Genomic DNA, 14,614 nt, shown 5'->3' with positions numbered 1-14,614 from the left:
TGGAACCCCCGGGGCGCGGCCGTCACCCCTTGACGGCTCCCGAGGTGAGGCCCTTCATCACCTTCTGGTTGAGGAAGAGGTAGATCACCAGGGTGCCGAAGACGTTGATGCAGATGGCGGCGAACAGCGGGCCGTACCGGGTGGCGCCGAAGTCGCCGGTGAAGTTGAGCAGACCGACCTGGACGGTGCGCAGGTCCTGGCTGTTGGTGAAGGTCAGCGCGATCAGCAGGTCGTTCCAGATGAAGAAGAACTGCACCAGGCCGACGGTCAGGATCGCGTTGCGGACCATGGGCAGGCTGATGGTCCAGAAGGCGCGCAGGATGCCCGCGCCGTCGATGGTGGCCGCCTCGAACAGCTCGCGCGGGACGGTCTTGTAGTAGGTGGCCATCATGAACACCGTCAGGGGCAGACCGGTGCCCGTGTAGGTGAGGATCAGCGGCCACAGGGTGCCGGACAGGCCCGCCTGGAAGTACACCGTGAACAGGGGCAGCAGGATCATCTGCGCGGGCACCATCATGCCGGTGAGGAAGACCAGCAGGGTCAGGCTGCGGCCCTTCCACACCATGATCTGCAGGGCGAACCCGGCCGCCGTGCCCAGGAGCAGGATCAGCGCGAGCGCCGGCAGCACGGCCAGTAGGCTGTTCTGCACGTACAGGCCGATGTGCCCGGTGGTCCAGGCGTCGGTGTAGTTGCCCCACTCCCACGTCGTGGGCAGCGACCACGTGGAGTTGTTCAGGTAGTCGTCGTTGGACTTCAGCGAGGTCAGGAACATCCAGATCAGCGGATAGACCTCGACGACCAGCAGCAGCGCGACGACGGTCCTGACCCACGGGCGGCGGCCCGGACGCCGGCGCCGGGAGGCCGACGCCGGACCCGCGTGCGGCCCGCGGCCGTCACCGCGGCCCGCCGACGTCTTGAAGGGCGTGTCGATGGCCATGGGTTCAGCCCTCCATGGGGTCGCGCCGCGAGACGCGGAAGACGACCAGGGTCACCAGCAGACAGACGACGGTCAGCAGCAGGGCGATCGTGCTGCCGTAGCCGTAGTCGCCGTAGGTGAACGACGTCTGGAACATGTACAGGGTCAGGGGTGTCGTCCCGTTGCCGGGGCCGCCGCCCGTCAGCGCGACGATGCAGTCGAACACCTTGAGCGTGCCGTTGACGCTGAAGACGACCGACGACATCAGCACCGGGAACGACATCGGCAGCACGATGTGACGTACGAGTCGCAGGCCGGAGGCGCCGTCGAGGCGCGCGGACTCCAGCACCTCCTCGGGGATGTCCACCAGCCCGGCGAAGAGCAGCACGGCGTAGAAGCCCATGGAACGCCAGATGTCCATGACGATCAGGACCCAGAAGGCGTGTCCCGCGCTGCCGAACCAGTCGACCGACTCCAGACCGACGGCGTTGAGCAGGGAGTTGACCGGGCCGGTCTGCGGGGCCACCTGGAAGAACTTCTGGAAGAGCAGCCCGACGGCCACCGTGGGCAGTACGACCGGGAAGAACACCAGGGTGCGGACGAGCGCGGAGGCCCGCTTGAGGAAGAACACGTACAGCAGGGCGAGCAGGTAGCCGGCGACGACCTGGCCGACGGTCACGACGACCGCGTACTTCGCGGTGAACCACAGGGCGTCGCGCACGGCGGGGTCGGAGAACAGCCGCTGGAAGTTGTCCAGGCCGTTGCCGGTGAACCCCTCGATGGTGTTGCCCTCGGTGAACGAGTACCCGAAGGACCACACCATGGGGACCAGCATGATCAAGGAGTAGACGAGCAGGGCGGGACCCAGCAGGATCAGGACCGCCTTGCGGTCACCGAGTACGCGATGCATGGAGGGGTGTCCAGTTCGTGGGAGTGGGACTGTCGTGGGCGGGGCCCGTCGCCGGGCCCGCCCGCTTCACTTCTCGGACAGCGCGTCCTGCACGGTCGCCATGAACTTCTCGGGGCTCAGGCTGCCGCCGACCAGGCCGGCCGCGTTGGTCTGGCTGACCGTGGTCGCCTTGGTGGAGAACAGCGCCTCGAACCAGAGCACGTTCTGCTTGGACGCGCTGATGGTCTTCCGGACCTGTCCGGTGACCTCGTTGGCGTCCTCGACCGGGGTGTTGACCTTGAAGCCGGAGATGGCCCCCTGGTCCTTCAGGGCGGTGCTGCCGTAGTTCTTCGCGATGCAGGACACCCAGGCGCCGGTCTTCTTGTCGAAGGACTTCGCGCCGAGCGTGATGCCCAGTCCGACGTTGGAGGGGTACTGCTCGACCGAGCCCCTGCCGCCCTCGACGGCCGGGAAGGGCATGAAGCCGATGTTGTCGGCGCCCACCTTGTTCTGCTTCTCGTCGGCGATGTTCGCCAGCGCCCAGCTGCCCATGTAGAACATGCCGGCCTTGCCGCCGAGGAACTCGTTCATCGCGGTGTCGTAGTCGATGGAACCGACGCCCTTGCCGAAGTAGCCCTTCCTGCCGAGGTCGGCGACCTGCCGCGCGGCCTTCACGTACGCGGGGTCCGTGAGCTTCGCCCTGCCGTCGGCCACGTCCTGCAGCGCGTCCGGTCCCAGGCTGCGGTAGAGATACCCGCTGATGAGGCGGGTCAGCGGCCAGCCCTGCTGCCCGGAGGCCGCGAACGGCTGGACGCCCTTGGCCTCCAGCTTCCCCGCCGCCGCCACGAGTTCGGTCCAGGTGCCGGGCACGGTCAGTCCGTTGTCGTCGAAGACCTTCTTGTTGTAGAAGATCCCCTCGATGTTGTACTCGTAGGGCAGGACCTCCACCTTGCCGCCGTACAGCGCCTTGACGGTGGAGACGGCGGCGGGCTCCAACTGGTCGTAGACACCGAGCGACTTCAGCTCGGCCTCCAGATCGGCGACCTTGCCCGAGGTGTACAACTGCCGCGTCAGCGCCGGGGCGTTGCCCGCCGCGAACTGGACCGGCAGCGCGTCCTGGCCGGCCAGCAGCTGCAGCTTCTGGTCCAGGCTCGCCTGGGGGACCGTCTCCACCTTGAGCGGCAGGGCGTCCTGGGCGGTCCTGCACTCACCCTTGGACAGGGTGGTCAGTGCCGTCTTGACGGTGGTGTTCTCCGTGACGCTCAGGTAGCTGAAGTTCCCGGGCGCCGAGCCGGAGCCGCCGCCCGATCCCCCGCAGGCGGACGCGAGGACGACCATGGCGGCGGTGCTCGCGGTCAGACCGGCGAGGCGGGCCCTTCTGGCGGAGGTCGAGGAGGTGGTCACAGCATGGCTCCCTGTCATCATTGAACGGAGGCGCACGGCGCAGGCCTGCGGAAAGTGTGGTGGGCGAGAGTTTGTATAACGTTCTCTACACCGAAGTGCGCACTACAGTGCATGCAGTCCGGGCGGTCGTCAAGACATCGTGCCGCAACATCGTCGAAAACTCGGCCACATCTAGCGGCCGGGCCAGTTCATCCTGTAGAACGTTGCATTCAGAAGGACAGGACCCAGGGGGCACCGGGCATGCAGCAGGGATCAGAGCGGAAGAAACGCGTGACGATCACGGACGTCGCGCGGCACGCGGGAGTGTCCACCGCGGCGGTCTCCAAAGTCATGCGCAACGCCTACGGGGTCAGCGCGGCCATGCGGGAGAAGGTCCGGGCCGCCATGGCGGAGCTGGACTACCGGCCCCATGCCGCGGCGCGCGGGATGCGCGGGCGGACGTACACGATCGGCATCCTGCTGGACAACATCCGCAACACCTTCTTCGCCGACATCCTCGACGGCATCCGCGACGAACTGCGGGACAGCGAGTACACCGTGCTGATCGGCGACGCGGGCTTCGGGGCCGAGGCGCAGGGCAAGACCGTCCAGGCCATGGTCGACCGCCAGATGGACGGCCTCATCCTGATCGCCCCCAGCACCCGGCGCTCCGAAGTGCTGTCCACCGCCCAGTCGACGCCCACCGTCGTCATCGGCCACCACGACACCTCCGAGCTGCACGACTCCGTCGTCGACGCAGACGGAGCGGGAGCCGCGCTGGTCGTGGACCATCTGGTGTCCCTCGGTCACCGCAACATCGCGCTGGTCTCCTCTCCCGGGACGCGTTCCAGCAAGTGGGCACGCACCCCGGAGATCGTCCTGAGCAACGGGTACGCGGAGGCGATGGGCCGCAACGAACTGGCGGAGCACACCCGGATCTGCCGTACGGCGTACTCCGACGAAGGCGGCTACAAGGCGGGCATGAGCCTGCTGACCGCGGACGACCGGCCCACCGCCATCATGACGGGCGCCGACGTGGCCGCGCTCGGCGTCTGGCGGGCCGCCCACGAACTGGGCCTGCGGGTACCGCAGGACGTGTCCCTCGTGGGCTACAACAACACCGCCATCGCGGACCTCGCCACCGTCCAGCTCACCAGCGTCGACCAGGCCGGGCACGACATGGGGGCCACCGCCGCCCGGCTGCTCATCGAACGGGTAGAGGGCCACCGCGCGCACGCGGTCCAGACCACCATGACCCCTCGCCTCGTCGTCCGCGACAGCACCTCGGCGCCGTCCGCGCCCTGATCGCGCCCTGATCGCGTCCCGATCGCCTCTGATCGCGAGGCGTTAGTCTCTGCCTGTGCTCGGTTCGGCGGGATCCATACTCAAGACGAACGCGCCTGCTCTCGCGGCGCGTTGGGGCACGCTGGACGTGCTCCGGCGGGACGCGGTGGTCACCGTGCTGCTCGCCCCGGTGGTGTTCGCCCCGGTGACGGCTCCGCTCGGCGCGCAGTTCGGCGACCTGGCGGAACGCCCGTCGGGTCTGCCGGGAGCGCTGGTGACGGCGGCCCTGTGGCTTCCGCTGGTGATGCGGCGGCGACTTCCCGCGGTGTGCCTCGCGCTGGTGGCGGGCGCGTTCGCGGTGCATGAACTGGTCGGTTACCCGCAGACCTGCGCGAGCATGGGCCTGTACGTCGCGCTCTACAGCGTCGGCGCCCACAGCAGGCGGACCGACAGGACGCACCGGGCCCTGGGTGTGGCCGCCGCGACCGCGTCCTACGCCCTGTTCGCGCTCGGGCTGCACGGCAGGGGGTCGCCCCAGCGCGTGCCCGACTTCGCCATCATCTGCACCGTGCTGGTGGGATGCTGGGCCGTGGGCACGGTCGTACGGGCCCGCCAGGACGGGGAGGCGGAGCGGCGGCGGCTCAGTGTGGAGGCCGCGACGGCGCGCGAACGGGCCCGTATCGCCCGGGAGCTGCACGACGTGGTGACCCACCACGTCACCGCCATGGTCATCCAGGCGGACGCCGCCGGGTTCCTGCTCGCCGACGCACCCGAGCGGGTGGAGGCCGGCCTCGGCGCGATCAGCGACTCCGGACGGCACGCCCTGACGGATCTGCAGCACCTGCTGGGTGTCCTGAAGGCGTCCGGAAGCACGTCCGACGACATGGCGTCCGACGGGACGACGTCCGGCGGCACGACGTCCGGCGGACCGTGGACCGGGCCGTCCGCCGCGGACCGTACGCCGGGGCCGGGCGAGGTGGGTGACCTGGTCGAACAGACGCGGGCGGCCGGCCAGCCCGTGGAACTCACGGAACGGGGGGAGGGGCCGCCGGCGGCCTCGGCGGTACGGCTGGCCGCGTACCGCGTGGTGCAGGAGACGCTGACCAACGCGCTCAAGCACGCGCCGGGCCACCGCACCCGCGTCGACGTCCACTACGGCCGCCACGAGGTGGAGGTCGAGGTGACCACCGAAGGGCCACCCGTCACCGCGGGCGTCCCCAGGTCCGGCCCGCTGGGCCGGGGCGGTGGGCACGGCCTGACCGGACTGCGCGAGCGGGTGGGTGTGCTCGGCGGTGAACTGTCCGCCGGGAAGCTGCCGGACGGCGGCTTCGGCGTCCGCGCCCGCATACCTTCCGGGACGGGGACGGGGACGGCGGCAGCGGTGGCCGGGAGAGCCGAAGCGGCCGGGACGGCCGGAGCAGCCGGGGGGCGGGAATGACCGGCACCGACCACGGCACCGGTTCCGGCGCCGGCCTCGGCTTCGGCACGGACACCTGGACGCCGATCCCGATCCGCGTCCTGGTCTGCGACGACCAGGAACTCGTACGGGCCGGATACGTCACCATTTTCAACGCCCAGCCGGACATCGACGTCGTGGGAGAGGCCGGGGACGGCCGCACGGCGGTGGAGGCCGCCCGGCGACTGCGCCCGGACGTGGTGGTGATGGACATCCGCATGCCCCTGCTGGACGGCATCGAGGCGACCCGGCTGCTGGCCGGACCCGACGTCGTCGCACCCATGAAGGTGCTGGTGGTCACCACCTTCAACCTCGACGAGTACGTGTACGAGGCACTGCGCGCCGGGGCGAGCGGCTTCCTGCTCAAGGACTCCAGGCCGCGTGACCTGGTGGACGGCGTCCGGACGGTCGACGCGGGGGAGTCCCTGCTGTCGCCCGCGGTCACCCGGCAGCTCGTCGGCAGGTTCGCCGACCGGATCCGGCGCCCTCGCCGGCATGCCGCGGCACAGGCACTGTCCGCCCTGGCGCCCCGCGAGACCGAGGTACTGGAACTCATCGCCGAGGGGCTGTCGAACAGCGAGATCGCGGAGCGGATGGTCATCAGCCGCGAGACGGTCAAGACGTACGTGTCACGCGTCCTGACCAAGCTCGACCTGCGCGACCGCGTCCAGGCCGTCGTGCTGGCCCACCGGATGGGGCTGGTGGGTACGCGGGACTGAGGACGCGGGTGGACGACGGGGCGGGCCGCCGGTCAGCTGGGCGGGTAGGGGGCGCCCCTGAGCGTGCGGGCGAGGTGGGCCGTGTTGGCCGCCAGGGTGGCCGTCGTCGCCGAGGTGGCCTCGGGGGTCTTGTCGAGGTCCTGGTAGTCGACGCCCTTCATGGCTTCCCCGACCCAGTAGGTGACCGCGTTCGGGGCGAGCGAGAAGCCCACGTCATTCAGCCCCTGGAAGAGGTCCGAGCTGACCTTGTGGGCGCCGTCCTCGTTACCGACGACACACACCGCGGCGACCTTCCCGAAGGTGAGCATCCGCCCTTCGTCGTCCGTCTCGGAGATCTCGGCGTCGAGGCGCTCCAGGACCCGCTGGGCGGTGCTGCACGGATGGCCCAGCCAGATCGGTGTGGAGAGGATCAGGATGTCGGAGTCCATGACCTTGTTCCGGATGGCCGGCCACTCGTCGCCGTCGCCCATGTCCTTCTCCACCCCGGGCCTGACGTCGTGGTCCGCGATACGGATCACCTCACCGGTGACGCCGTGCTCGCCGAGTGCGGCCATGGTCTGCTCGGCCAGCAGCTGCGAGCTGGACGCGGCGGGCGAGGGCGACAGGGTGCAGACGAGTGCGACAGCCCGGAGGGGGGCGGTTTCTGTGATGGTCATGGCCCCGGAGTACCCCGCAGCCCGCCTTCTACCCGGGAGCGGCAGCCGGTGTGTACGGACGCGGGACACCAGGGCAGGCGGTGGTCCGGACGAGGCCGGTGACACCTGTCCGGCGATCGGCACCCGGGCCGGGCCGCGCAGGGGCGGGCCCGGGTGCCGACCCGCGTCCTCCGGCCGCGGGTGGCGTTGAGAAGATCGTCCGTGACATCACGAGGACACACGGGTCCGCCCTCACCGGAACCCGGCAGTCAGGACTCGGCAGTCAGAACCCGGCAGTCAGAACCCGGCGACCTGGAAGGAACCGACGAGATCATGCGTGTCGACGCGCCCCGCGGTACGGCGGGGGCTTCGGGATGACCGGCAGCGAGGCACCCGTCCTGCTGCGCACCACCGGCCGGGCCGCCCACCTCGTCCTCAACCGCCCGAGGGCCATCAACGCCCTCAACCACGCCATGGTGCGGAGCATCGACGCGGCGCTGAGCGCGTGGGAGCACGACCCGGCCGTCGAGACCGTCGTCCTCACCGGCGCGGGGGAGCGCGGCCTGTGCGCGGGCGGCGACATCCGGGCTGTGCACGACGACGCCCGCGACGGTGACGGCACGGCCGCGGCCGCGTTCTGGCGCGACGAATACCACCTCAACGCGCGCATCGCCCACTATCCCAAGCCCTACGTCGCCGTCATGGACGGCATCGTCATGGGCGGCGGGGTCGGTGTCTCCGCGCACGGCGGCGTCCGGGTCGTCACCGAACGGTCGAGGATCGCCATGCCCGAGACCGGCATCGGCTTCGTGCCGGACGTCGGCGGCACCCACCTGCTGGCCGCCGCGCCGGGCGAACTGGGCACCCACCTCGCCCTGACGGGCGCACACATCGGTGCCGGGGACGCCCTGCTGTGCGGGCTCGCCGACCACTTCGTACCGTCCGCGTCGCTTCCGCGCTTCGTGGCCGACCTCGCCGACCTGCCCGTACGGGACGCGCTGGACCGCCACACGGGGCCCCCGCCGGACGGTGACCTGGCCGGGCGGCGGGAGTGGATCGACTCCTGCTTCGCCGCCGGCACGGTGGAGGAGATCGTCCGGCGGCTGGTCGCGCACGGCGACCCGGCCGCGAAGGAGACGGCGGAGACCCTGCTCGCCAAGTCGCCCACCGCACTGAAGGTGACGCTCGCCGCCGTGCGACGCGCACGGCGGCTCGGCTCACTGGAGCGGGTGCTGGAGCAGGAGTACCGCGTCTCGTGCGCGGCCCTGACCACGCACGACCTGGTCGAGGGCATCCGGGCCCAGGTCGTCGACAAGGACCGCACCCCGCGCTGGTCACCGGCCACCCTCGCCGAGGTCACCGATGCCGACGTGGAACGGTTCTTCGCGCCGCTCGGCGAGCGGGAACTCGGGCTGGTCTGACGCCGGGAGCGGGCGCCCTGCCTCAGTACTGCTCGGACTGGCCGCCGTCGATGGCGATCGTCGTGGCGTTGATGAACGAGGCCTGGTCCGACAGGAGGAAGGCCACGAGGTACGCCACCTCTTCGGGCCGGCCGAAGCGGCGTGCGGGGTTGCCGCTGACGAACTGACGGCCGGCCTCCTCCCAGTCGACCGGGTCCAGCTGCTTCAGGGAGCCCTCGACCATGGGCGTCATGATGGCACCCGGGGCGATGGCCTTGACGGTGATGCCGTACTGGCCGTACTCCACACCCGAGTTGCGCGTCAGGCCGACGACACCGTGCTTGGCGGCGGCGTACCCGGACTGGTTGCCGACACCGCGGATGCCGCCCACGGAGGCGGTGTTGACGACATGGCCGCTGCCCTGGGCGCGCATCACGGCCAGGACGTGCTTGAGGCCGAGGAAGACACCCTGCAGGTTGATCGCGACGACCTTCTGGAACTCCTCGGTGCCGAAGTCCTCGGTGAGGTTCTGCTTGCCCTCGATGCCGGCGTTGTTGAAGAAGCCGTCGATACGGCCGAAGGCGCTCCGCGTCCGCTCGACGTAACCCCGGACCTCGTCATCCTTGCTCACGTCGGCGACGATCTGCACGACCTCGGTGCCGGGGGAGGCCTTCTCGACCTGGGCCGCGGTCTCCGCGAGACCCTGCTCGCTCACGTCGACGAGGGCCAGCTTCGCGCCCTCGGCGGCCAGCTGCAGCGCGGTGGCCCGGCCCAGTCCGGAGCCGCCACCGGTGATCAGTACGACCTTGTCCTCGAACCTGCCGTTCATGGTCCGGCCTCCCACTCATGTCGTGCCTGCGGCGGGGGCTCGCCCGTATCGGTGGACTCCGGCCGCGGTCCGTCCGGACTGGATGAACCTCTCATTTCGAGTAGACAATACATACTGTCTAGTTATTCCGGCGCTCACCGGCCGCTGGACGCCCGCGCGGCGTCCAGCGGCCCGTGACCACTGGTCGATGGGTGCTGGTCGACGGTCGGTGCCGAGCGTCCGAAGGAGGCCATGTCGTGCCGGAGGCCCAGCCCCGTCCCGCCCCCGAGCCGCGTCGACGGCGCGGCCGTCACCGCGACCCGCAGGCGCACGCGGCCGTACTGGAGGCGACACGCGAGCTGGTGAACGAACTGGGCTACCACCGGGTGACCATGGAGCGCATCTCCGAGCGCGCCGGCGTGGCCCGTATGACCCTGTACCGCTGGTGGCCCAACAAGGCGGCCGTCATCACGGAGGCGGTCGCCGACCGGCTGGCCCCGGAGCCGCTGCCCGACACCGGCAGTACCAGGACGGACGCGCTGGCCTTCCTGGGCGGCCTGGTCCGGACCCTCACCCTGCTCGGCGATCCGAGTGTCGTGGCCGCCGCCCTGACCGAACGGGGCGAGGCCGGTCGCACCGACCTGCGCGACCTCCTGGCGGCCCGTCTGACCCCCGGGACCCACCTGCTGGAACGTGGCATCACGCGCGGAGAACTGCCTCCCGGCCTGCCCGTCGCCACGGTGATCGACAGTTGGCTCGGCTTCGTCCTCTACCGCGTCGTCTTCGCCGAACGGGCGCCGGAGGACGAGGAGATCGCCGTTCTGGTGGACTTCCTGCCGTTTTCGGACAACTGATTCGGAGGCGACCGGTGGGGATGCCGGACCCCACTCTCCTGTCGTCCTCGCCGTCGAACTTCACGTCAATTGATGCGCGAATGAAAATGCGCCTATTAAAATACGTGAACGGAATCGTATCGTGAGGGGATGGACCGAGCGCCGGAACCGCATGCAGGCTGGACATTCCTGACCAACCACTCCCGGGTGCTGGCCGCCATCGCAGCGGACCGTGCCACCCGTGTCCGTGACATCGCCGTCCGCTGCCGGCTCACCGAGCGAGCCGTACAGAAGATCATTGGCGACCTGGAGGACAGCGGCTACCTCACCCACACCAGGGAAGGACGTTCGAACCTCTACCGCATCAGCTCCGACACGTTCCTGCGCCACCCCGCGGATGCCGCCGCCACCGTCGCGGACCTGATGGCGCTCCTGTCCGCGCACGATGCCGCGCGCCCGGTCGCGCCCGCCGCCGGCAGGGACGAAGGACGCCGGTCTCCGGTGCCGGATGCCCCACCGGCTTCTCCGTGAAGGGTTCGTACGAGTTGTGCCGCGGCACCCCGGAGAGGGATCTGCGGGCGCATCGCAGATCATGAACTCCGGTTGCCGAACCTGTGAAGGTCGTTTCTCTTCGACCCACAGGGGGACTTGACAGCGGCGGGCGGACCCGAGACGTACTGATCCGGCTGATCCAGCCGATCCGGTCTCCGCGACGGAGCGGGAAACGACGAGACGAGGCTGGTGACGTATGCGACAGCCCCGCCGGTCATGGCGGAGGGCGGCCGAGGTCCGGCGCGCCCGGCAGGACCGCGGTCGGCGGAATCGCGGTCGACGCGACCGGACGACGCCGTCGATACCGGTCGCCCGCGCGCGTACCGCCGCGAAGGGGCGAACGGAGCGTGCCGCCCGGGGTTCCACCGATGAGGCAAGATCGTGTACGTCGACCGGTTGCCGTGCGGGGAGGTGAAGACGATGTCCTGGTGGGAGCCGGGCGCCGAGGACGCGGAGCAGGAGACCCAGCTCCTGCGGACCCGCATCACACGCAGGCTGATCGGTGCGGTCCAGGACGTCCCTTCCGCGTCCGTGCCCCAGGCCCTCTGCCGGGCATGCGTGTCCCTCCTGCCGGACATCTCGGGACTGTCCCTGTCGGTCCTCGGACGGAAGGCGGGCATGGGTGTCGTGCTGTTCGCCTCCGACGAGGTGGCCGGTCAGCTCGCGGAGATCCAGTACACCCTGGGCGAAGGCCCGTGCACGGAGGCCGTCCGGCTGCGGGCCCCGGTGTTCGCACCCGATCTGGCCCGGGCCCCGGACGCCCGCCGCTGGCCCTTGTTCTGCGTCCAGGCCGCCAAGGTGGGCGCCGGAGCCGCCTTCTCGATGCCGTTGACCGCCGGCGCGAAGGTCTTGGGAACCCTGGACCTGTACCAGGAGACGGCCGGCCCGCTCGACGGCGACCGGCTGCGTACGGCGCTGCTGGTCGCCGATGCGCTCAGTCTGGCCGTCACGGCCTTCGACCGCGCTGCGGCCGACTCCGACGGAGTCGTAACGTGGCTGCAGGGAGCGGAATCCGACCGGGTGGAAATCCATCAGGCCACCGGCGTGATCATGGTGCACTTGGGAGTGAGCGCCGAGGATGCCCTGCTGAGGCTGCGGGCCCGGGCTTTTACACAAGGCAGCACGGCACTTGATGTCGCGCGGGCCATCATCGACGGCAGCACGGACATCCGCCATGAGTGACAACCTGAGCAGGCACGACGATGACACCGCCGGGGAGGCGAGCATGAACCGCGAGCGAGAGCTGGCGAAGGCGTTCGTCGACCTGACGGACACCTACGCACCGGACTTCGACCCGTTGCGTCTGTTCGACCGGCTGGTGCACGCCTGCCGCGGACTGCTGGACGTCGATGCGGCGGCAGTGATGATCGCCGACGCCCGGGGAACCCTGAGGACGATGGCCTCCACCGAGGACGGGGCCGCGTTCGTCGAGCTGATGCAGATGCAGACGGGGCGCGGTCCCTGCATGGACTGCTACCGCACCGGCGAGAGCGCCAGCGTGCCCGACATCCGCACCGGAGCGGAACGCTGGCCCAAGCTCATCAGCGCCATGGCGGATGCCGGGTACCGGTCCCTGCACACCGTGCCGGTACGCCTCCACGACCGCGTACTGGGCGCGCTGACCCTGCTCAACGCACGCACCGGGGACCTTCCGAGCGGTGACCTGTACCTCGCACAGGCCCTGGCGGACTCCGCCGCCCTGGGGCTGATGCACTGGTCCGCCGAGCCCCGGCGCGACGACGTCGTCACGCGCGTCCAGAGCGCCATGGCCGCCAAAACCCTCCTGGAGATCGCGAAAGGCGTGATCGCCGCGTACCACCAGGTGCCGCTGAGCGTGGCGGGGCGCCTCCTGTCCGGCTATGCGGACCGTCACCAGGTCAGTCTCAGCGCGACCGCCCAGGCCCTGGTCAACCGTGAGATGCAGCCCGCCGACATCCACGAGAGGGCGGTGGGAATCTGACGGACCGCTACTGCCGCGTGGACGCTCCTCCCGCGAGCAGTACGCCTCCCTCTGTTCGTTGCTCAAAGAAATTGTTTCCTGGAGTGATGTCCGATGGGTCTCCCGCACGACGGCCGTCCCGAACCGACTGGAGCGCACCGGCCGCGGCAGCCGGACGATCTCGCCGCCAAGATCGTCGAACTGCAACGGGACAACGACCATCTGCAGAGGGCCATCACCTCGCATGCCGTGATCGATCAGGCGATCGGCGTGGTCATCGCCCTCGGCGGACTGCACCCCCACCAGGGTTTCGACGTCCTGAAGGACGTCTCCCAGCACACCAACATCAAGTTGGGCGAGATCGCTCTCCTCGTCGTCGACTGGGTGATCACGGAGCGGCTGCCCGACGATGTGCAGGCGGCTCTGGACGCGGCACTGAAGAGGGCACGGTCCGCGTGACGCGTGGACGGAAGGCGTCCGGCCCGGGACTCGGAGGGCTGTACGCGGCGTCCGGCCGCGCGGCAGGGCCGGTCGGTCGCCGCGTGGCCGGTTGCCTCGGCGGCCTGCCCACCCCTAGGGTGAATGCGCTTTCATCCACATGTGCGCATCGGAAGAGACGGGGCCCCGACCCATGAACGGCACCGCGTCGTGAACGCGAACGCGAACCCCACGGTGTACGACGTGGCCGAACGTTCCGGAGTGTCCATCGCCACGGTGTCCAGGGTGTACCGCAGCCCCGACTCCGTACGCGTCACCACCCGTGAACGGGTACTGGCGGCGGCGAGCGAGCTCGGATACGTGCCGAGTGGCAGCGCCCGCGGTCTCGCCAGCCGTTCGACCGGCGTCCTGGGCCTGTGCTTCCCGGACTACTCCGACCCGGACACGGTCGGCGCCGAGGACGACGACGCCGCGATGCTGTACTCGGACCAGATCATCCGGGGCATGGAACGCGCGGCCCGCCGGCACGGGTACGCGCTGCTGATCGCGGCCTCTCTCGAAGGGGGTCCCGAGAGCCTCGTGGCCCAGGTGGCCGGCCGGGTGGACGGCTTCGCCGTGATGGCCCGTACGGTGCCGACCGAGGAACTCGAGGCGATCTCCCGGCGCCGGCCGGTGGTGATGCTGGCCGGCCCCCGCGCGCAGGACCCCTCGCTCGACCACCTGGACCACGTCGAGGTCGCCAACGAGGACGGCCAGTACGAGTTGACCCGGCACCTTGTGCACGACCACGGACTGCGCCGCCTCGCCTACGTGGGACTCCTGGACGACTCCCCGGACGTCGAGGCGCGTTTCCGCGGCTTCCGCCGGGCCTGCCGGGAGGCCGGGCTCGGAGCCGCGGCCGAACCCGCACTGCGCATGCCGATGATGACCCAGGCCGAGGGTGCCCGCGCCGCGCGTCTGCTGTGCGGGGACGGCGGTGACCGGCCCGAGGCGTTCGTGTTCGCCAACGACCAGATGGCGGTCGGCGCGCTGCAGGCCCTCGAACAGCTGGGCCTGCGGGTGCCCGACGACGTCGTGGTGACCGGCTTCGACGGCATCCCGCTGAGCCGCCTGGTGCGTCCCGCCCTCACCACCGTGCGCCAGCCGATGGTGCGCATGGGCGAGGAGGCCGTCGACCTGCTCGTACGACGGCTCGGCGGACGGCCTCCGCAGGAGCCCGTCTCCCTGGTGCTCCCGGTCGGCGTGGTCCGCCGGGCGAGCTGCGGCTGCGACGAGACGCCGCCCCCGCCGACGACGAACTGAACGCCCGCGCCGGGGTTCGGCCGGCGGCCGCACTACAGTTGGCCCACCACGCCCGAACTC

15 protein-coding genes are annotated in these 14,614 nt (G+C 70.3%); 10 read left to right on the top strand and 5 right to left on the bottom strand.

Features of this window, described 5'->3' with window-relative positions; translation table 11 throughout:
- Positions 1–22: 22 nt before the first annotated feature.
- The 3 genes from QFZ75_RS02095 to QFZ75_RS02085 all read right to left on the bottom strand — a co-directional run bounded on the left by QFZ75_RS02095 (position 23) and on the right by QFZ75_RS02085 (position 3,209).
- The gene (locus QFZ75_RS02095) at positions 23–937 is read right to left on the bottom strand and encodes a carbohydrate ABC transporter permease (protein WP_307533516.1); all 915 of its coding nucleotides are present in this window, start codon (positions 935–937) and stop codon (positions 23–25) included.
- 4 nt (positions 938–941) lie between these two features.
- On the bottom strand, positions 942–1,826 hold the full coding sequence (locus tag QFZ75_RS02090) for a carbohydrate ABC transporter permease (protein ID WP_307533515.1): 885 nt from the start codon (positions 1,824–1,826) through the stop codon (positions 942–944).
- A gap of 66 nt (positions 1,827–1,892) precedes the next feature.
- Complete coding sequence (locus QFZ75_RS02085; protein WP_307533514.1) at positions 1,893–3,209, bottom strand: ABC transporter substrate-binding protein; 1,317 nt, start codon at positions 3,207–3,209, stop codon at positions 1,893–1,895.
- 270 nt (positions 3,210–3,479) lie between these two features.
- On the opposite strand from QFZ75_RS02085, the gene QFZ75_RS02080 reads away from it, so the two are divergent.
- The 3 genes from QFZ75_RS02080 to QFZ75_RS02070 are packed head-to-tail and all read left to right on the top strand — an operon-like array spanning position 3,480 to position 6,647.
- Positions 3,480–4,493 carry a LacI family DNA-binding transcriptional regulator gene (locus tag QFZ75_RS02080; RefSeq protein ID WP_307533513.1) on the top strand — a complete coding sequence of 338 codons (1,014 nt, stop codon included), beginning with the start codon at positions 3,480–3,482 and terminating at the stop codon, positions 4,491–4,493.
- A 55-nt stretch (positions 4,494–4,548) separates the two neighbouring features.
- A complete protein-coding gene (locus QFZ75_RS02075) occupies positions 4,549–5,910 on the top strand; it encodes a sensor histidine kinase (protein WP_307533512.1) in 1,362 nt (453 codons plus the stop codon).
- On the top strand, positions 5,907–6,647 hold the full coding sequence (locus QFZ75_RS02070; RefSeq protein WP_307533511.1) for a response regulator transcription factor: 741 nt from the start codon (positions 5,907–5,909) through the stop codon (positions 6,645–6,647). Before QFZ75_RS02075 ends, QFZ75_RS02070 begins: the two co-directional genes overlap by 4 nt.
- Before the next feature lie 32 nt (positions 6,648–6,679).
- On the opposite strand, the gene QFZ75_RS02065 is transcribed toward QFZ75_RS02070, so the two are convergent.
- Positions 6,680–7,303 carry a flavodoxin family protein gene (locus QFZ75_RS02065; protein ID WP_307533510.1) on the bottom strand — a complete coding sequence of 208 codons (624 nt, stop codon included), beginning with the start codon at positions 7,301–7,303 and terminating at the stop codon, positions 6,680–6,682.
- A gap of 353 nt (positions 7,304–7,656) precedes the next feature.
- On the opposite strand from QFZ75_RS02065, the gene QFZ75_RS02060 reads away from it, so the two are divergent.
- Positions 7,657–8,703: an enoyl-CoA hydratase/isomerase family protein gene (locus tag QFZ75_RS02060; RefSeq protein WP_307533509.1), complete on the top strand. Its 1,047-nt coding sequence runs from the start codon at positions 7,657–7,659 to the stop codon at positions 8,701–8,703.
- 22 nt (positions 8,704–8,725) lie between these two features.
- On the opposite strand, the gene QFZ75_RS02055 is transcribed toward QFZ75_RS02060, so the two are convergent.
- The gene (locus QFZ75_RS02055) at positions 8,726–9,511 is read right to left on the bottom strand and encodes an SDR family oxidoreductase (RefSeq protein ID WP_307533508.1); all 786 of its coding nucleotides are present in this window, start codon (positions 9,509–9,511) and stop codon (positions 8,726–8,728) included.
- A gap of 236 nt (positions 9,512–9,747) precedes the next feature.
- On the opposite strand from QFZ75_RS02055, the gene QFZ75_RS02050 reads away from it, so the two are divergent.
- From QFZ75_RS02050 to QFZ75_RS02025, 6 genes are all read left to right on the top strand, one after another.
- Positions 9,748–10,344 carry a TetR/AcrR family transcriptional regulator gene (locus tag QFZ75_RS02050; RefSeq protein WP_307533507.1) on the top strand — a complete coding sequence of 199 codons (597 nt, stop codon included), beginning with the start codon at positions 9,748–9,750 and terminating at the stop codon, positions 10,342–10,344.
- Positions 10,345–10,473: 129 nt separating this feature from the next.
- Positions 10,474–10,854 carry a MarR family transcriptional regulator gene (locus tag QFZ75_RS02045; protein WP_307533506.1) on the top strand — a complete coding sequence of 127 codons (381 nt, stop codon included), beginning with the start codon at positions 10,474–10,476 and terminating at the stop codon, positions 10,852–10,854.
- Between the two features lie 441 nt (positions 10,855–11,295).
- On the top strand, positions 11,296–12,057 hold the full coding sequence (locus tag QFZ75_RS02040) for a GAF and ANTAR domain-containing protein (protein WP_307544181.1): 762 nt from the start codon (positions 11,296–11,298) through the stop codon (positions 12,055–12,057).
- Entirely contained in the window at positions 12,050–12,835 is a 786-nt protein-coding gene (locus QFZ75_RS02035) for a GAF domain-containing protein (RefSeq protein WP_307533505.1), read from the top strand. The genes QFZ75_RS02040 and QFZ75_RS02035 overlap by 8 nt, the downstream gene beginning before the upstream one ends.
- Before the next feature lie 93 nt (positions 12,836–12,928).
- Positions 12,929–13,273, top strand: a complete 345-nt coding sequence (locus QFZ75_RS02030; protein ID WP_307533504.1) for an ANTAR domain-containing protein — start codon at positions 12,929–12,931, stop codon at positions 13,271–13,273.
- Positions 13,274–13,420: 147 nt separating this feature from the next.
- On the top strand, positions 13,421–14,554 hold the full coding sequence (locus QFZ75_RS02025) for a LacI family DNA-binding transcriptional regulator (RefSeq protein ID WP_307544180.1): 1,134 nt from the start codon (positions 13,421–13,423) through the stop codon (positions 14,552–14,554).
- The last annotated feature ends 60 nt before the right edge of the window (positions 14,555–14,614 follow it).

The sequence above is a fragment of the Streptomyces sp. V3I8 genome, from assembly GCF_030817535.1.
Lineage (GTDB): Bacteria > Actinomycetota > Actinomycetes > Streptomycetales > Streptomycetaceae > Streptomyces.
The sequence above is the reverse complement of the archived record's forward strand: the minus strand, read 5'-3'. Positions and strand labels throughout refer to the sequence as shown.